4 protein-coding genes are annotated in these 4,160 nt (G+C 61.3%); 1 reads left to right on the forward strand and 3 read right to left on the reverse strand.

What is annotated here, in order from left to right; translation table 11 throughout:
* Positions 1-3: 3 nt before the first annotated feature.
* Together G6028_RS05450 and G6028_RS05455 are read right to left on the reverse strand one after the other, a co-directional pair.
* Positions 4-912, reverse strand: a complete 909-nt coding sequence (locus G6028_RS05450) for a DEAD/DEAH box helicase family protein (RefSeq protein ID WP_241730564.1) — start codon at positions 910-912, stop codon at positions 4-6.
* Positions 909-2,894, reverse strand: a complete 1,986-nt coding sequence (locus G6028_RS05455) for a DNA methyltransferase (RefSeq protein WP_182658268.1) — start codon at positions 2,892-2,894, stop codon at positions 909-911. The genes G6028_RS05450 and G6028_RS05455 overlap by 4 nt, the downstream gene beginning before the upstream one ends.
* Positions 2,895-3,067: 173 nt before the next feature.
* Here G6028_RS05455 and G6028_RS05460 point away from each other — a divergent pair, with 173 nt between their 5' ends.
* Positions 3,068-3,808, forward strand: a complete 741-nt coding sequence (locus tag G6028_RS05460) for an SOS response-associated peptidase (protein WP_182658269.1) — start codon at positions 3,068-3,070, stop codon at positions 3,806-3,808.
* Here the strand turns inward: G6028_RS05460 and G6028_RS05465 are convergent.
* Positions 3,783-4,073 (reverse strand): hypothetical protein, encoded by a 291-nt coding sequence (locus tag G6028_RS05465; RefSeq protein ID WP_182658270.1) that lies wholly within the window; start codon positions 4,071-4,073, stop codon positions 3,783-3,785. The two genes, G6028_RS05460 and G6028_RS05465, sit on opposite strands and share 26 nt — an antisense overlap.
* Between the last annotated feature and the right edge of the window lie 87 nt (positions 4,074-4,160).

A 4,160-nucleotide genomic window follows, 5' to 3' on the forward strand; every position in this document is an offset into this window, starting at 1 on the left:
CAGTCACACCGGCCCGTGAATCAGCGGGGCTAGCAAGGGCTCGACCGGTCGATCGCCAGTGCTCTCGTGGTGGATACGCCACGCCTCATCGGAGGACTTTAGGTCCTCGACTGCCAGGGCGAGCATCGTGTTGTCGGCAGATTGCGACTCGCCGAGACTGCGCAGCAGGATGCGGTCCTTGAGCAGGCCCGATTCGCGAACGTCCCCAGCCTTAACCTCGACCAGCCGCATGGTGCGGTCCGCGGCCTGCATGGCAGCGTGGAATCTATCTGGCGTCGCCGAGATGCCGAGCACTACCGGTGCTGGCGGCTGGAAAGTGCCGATGTTCGTGATGCCGCCGCCAACGATGGTGCCGGCGATCGATTTACGGTCGGTGTTCTTAGTACCCGATCCACGATGCGCCTCGTCCCAAATGACCAGGAAGTCTTCGCCGCGTTCTCGGACGGTGTTGGCGATCATGTCCCAGGCGCCATGGGTGCGCTTGTCGTTTTGGGTGCCGTCTGGTCGGACGGCGTGCAACGTGGAGTTCTTTTGCATTGCCTGGATGTGGACGAAATAGATGTGACCAGGTTCAAGCGTGCGGTGGTCAACCTCGCTGATTAGGCGAATACGGTTGATGTCGATTGATCCGCCTGAAGCCTGGGTGATCTTTGAGATCGTCTGCGCGTTGAGCGAACGGTCGTCGGTAATCCACAGAACTGTCATGTTCGGGTTCGGAGTTCGCGAAGGCGTGCCCTTGTAAATCCCCTCGAGCACCGCTGTAGCGATCACAGTCTTGCCAGCCCCAGTAGGTGCCGTCAGACCGACAGCGGTGCGCTCTCGATCGTCGAGGTAGCCGGCTCGGGCCTTGGCTAGGTTGGTGAGCACCGATTCGACCGCAGTGCTCTGGTACGGCTCCAGAGTGAACTTCATCGCACACCACCGGTGACGTTGATGGTGTAGTTCGACAAGTAGTCCTCGTAGAGCTGGACAGTGTCGATCCCGACTGGGAGCCGCTCGACGGCCTGTTGATACTCGGCATCGGAATCGGTGATAACGAAAACGACCGACGGCGGGGTGCCGGTGGTCGCGGCGTTCGTAACCGCCTCGGCGAACGCCGTCAGCGTGTCGACGTCGAACAGAACGCCGTACGAATCAGTCAACGCCCACCCTTCGTCGGGAATCTCGTCAATGCGGGGACCGCGGGCGCCTCCTTCGAGCCACATTAGGGGGGCCACGGATTCGAACTCGTGGCCACGGCGAACCATGCCGGGATCGAGATAAGTGAGGTCGAACATCTCGACGTTAGCGAGCAGCCCGTCCGAGTACTTCGAACCATCGGGGCGCTTGCCGGTGACCACGGTAGATATACGAGGTCGGCAGACGTACTCAAAGACTCCGGAAGCCTCCCACTTGGCGTCCCCCGGGTGGAGCCCGGACTTTCGGAGCTTCTTGGCTTCGGCCACGCCAACCTCGTTGTTGGTTACGAGGATCGATTGGCGGGTGCCACCATCTTCGGCATTTAGCTGCATGGCAGCTTCAGTCGTAGTGCCAGACCCACCGAAGTAGTCGAGAATGACGGCATCCTTGGGAGCTGCCATGCGGAACCAGCGCATGAGCACCTCATGGTCCTTGGGAAAGGGAAAGCGCTTGTCGCCCAACAGAGCTGCGAGGCGGTTTGTTCCAGTGCGGCGGTCGCGGTAGAAGGAGGGGCTCGGCAACGAGTGCATCTGTTCTCGGAGCAGGCGCTTTCTGGTCGGGATACGGTCGCCGTCGAAAATGATGCGTCCGTCCGCGATTAGTTCGGCCATCATTTCGCGGCCTACGGACCATCCGTTCTTGGGCGGTTGATACTCGCGACCTGTCACAGGATCTGTAAGTACATACCTGAGGTTCGGTCGATAAAGCGAGTTTGCGAGGTCGCCCTCCAAGAAGACTTCACCTTCATCGTCAACCCGGTTGAACCGGCGAACGCCAGGCGGTAGATCCTTGCCCTCAGTACGAATGAACTTGCGCAGTGTTTGCTGCGCTTCCTCTGCGGACTTCCCCGCCTGAACGGCCTCACGCGCCACCCGCAACATCTCGGGTGCGAGAGGCTTCGGGTCGAGGAACTGGCCCACTTTGCTGGCGTCTCGACCGTAGACCAACATGTAGTCGAGGCCGCCGCCATGATGCTTGCTCAACGCGGAAACGCCGCCTTGCCAAGAGATGTTGACAATGAAGTTCTGGTCGCCAAGCACTTGATCCAGAAGCATTCTCAATCGGTGATGTTCGTCGTCACCGATCGACACAATGATTACGCCTGTGGGTTTCAGGAGGTCGCGAGCGATCAGAAGACGACGTTCCATGAATGACAACCACTTCGACGACTTGGCACGGTCGTTCTGGTCAACATATCGATCGTTATATATCCAGCTGCCATTTCCGGTGTTGTAGGGCGGGTCGATGTAGATCAGATCTACATTTCCACGGTGCGTGGACCGCAGTGCTTGCAGAGCGTGAAAGTTCTCGCCGTTGATGACGACATGACATGGTGCATCAGCGGACCCGCGTTCTATGCGCTCGACTGACCGGAGGCCCGGGTAAACCGGCTCGCCGAACTCGCGGACCACAATCAGCTCGGAAGTATGTCGCTCACCACCGTCGCCGCTGAGGGCAGCGATTTCGCGTGTGCGGTCGGTGAAGCTGTCTACGACCCAGGTTTCAGAAGACGATTCATCGCGCAACGCGACGCGAATCCCCTTACGGATGGGATGGTCGGGCAGACGAACGGACTCGGGCAGGTGCCTATCGAAGACGAGGCCGAAGCGACGAGATCCACGTAGGAGGTCGACCTCGTGAGCGAGTCGGGCTCGCAGCGTCTCGTCCTCGACGCGGGAAACCAACTGATCCAGCACGTTCGATTCGTCGCTCACATTGCTCCCTGCCGTGCCCTGGCCAACTAATACGCAAGAAGCCTATGAGGTCGTAGCGGCCTGCTCATCGCTGGCCTAGCGCACGAGTGACTAGCAGGGTCTTGTTGCCATAGCTTGTGGTCATAAGTGCTGGTCAGAGCGTCCTCTCTTGCGATCACTGTTAGTGTCACAGCATGTGTGGTCGGTACTCGGTAGCGGTGTCTGGCGCCGCCTTGGTCGATGTTCTTGACCTGGACGGGACGGAACCGGGGTTCGAGTGGGAGCCGGCCTACTCGGTTGCTCCTCGCACGCGGGCGCCGGTGATCCGGGATCGTCTGATCGGCGAACAGCGGGTGAGTGAGGCGTTTATGCCTACGTGGGGGTTGCGTCCGTCGTGGGCGAAGGAAAAGGGTCCGCGGCCGATTAACGCCCGGCTGGAGACTGCTGCGACCAATGGCATGTTTCGTTCGGCGTTCGCCTCTGCGCGGGCCCTGGTTCCGATGACCGGGTACTACGAGTGGCAGGAAGCTCTCGAGGCCGGGAAGAAGGTCAAGAACCCCAGCTATGTGCATGCCCCGGGTGACGAGCTGCTGCTCGCTGCGGGGCTGTTGGCCTTCCACCGCCAGGACGGTGATGAGCAGTGGCGGACGACGTTCACGATCATCACGCGGACGGGTGAGGATGCGGCTGGCGAGGTGCACGACCGCATGCCGGTCTTTGTGACCCCTGCCTCGTGGGACACCTGGTTGGCCCCGGAGAAGCTCGAGAAGGACCAGGTAGGAGACGTGCTGGATCTGCTGGACGTCGAGTCGCGGGCGGTGGCGTCGACTCTTCGAACCCGTCCAGTGTCACGGGCGGTCAACAACGTCCGTACCTTGGACCGCCGCGATGCCGGCCTGATCGAGGCGGTTACTCGCGGTGGTGGTGATCGCTGACGGTTCGCCCCTGGCGGTATCGAGGTTTGCCGTCGGCGCCGTTGCGATAGCGGCGGGGGTTGCGGGCGAGTCTGCGCAGGTCGCGCAGTAGCTCGATTGTGCGCGCCTCCCCCAGCTCGGTGATGGCGTCTCGGTAGGCGCCCTGCTTGGTGGGGTCGACATCTGGGAGGCCGGCCACGACGAGGTGCCACCGTAGGAGTTCGAGGAACTGGTCTTCGCCTGCTTGCTCGGCTGCTCGGCGCAGTGGGCCCAGCAGTTCGTCCATGTGGCGCACCCTAGGTGTCGCCTCCGACAAGGGTCGGTTAGTGCAGGTCCCTTGCGGCGATGAGTCCGGTGATGAAGTCGGTGACGC

It is taken from the genome of Dietzia cercidiphylli (genome assembly GCF_014145145.1).
GTDB lineage: Bacteria > Actinomycetota > Actinomycetes > Mycobacteriales > Mycobacteriaceae > Dietzia > Dietzia natronolimnaea.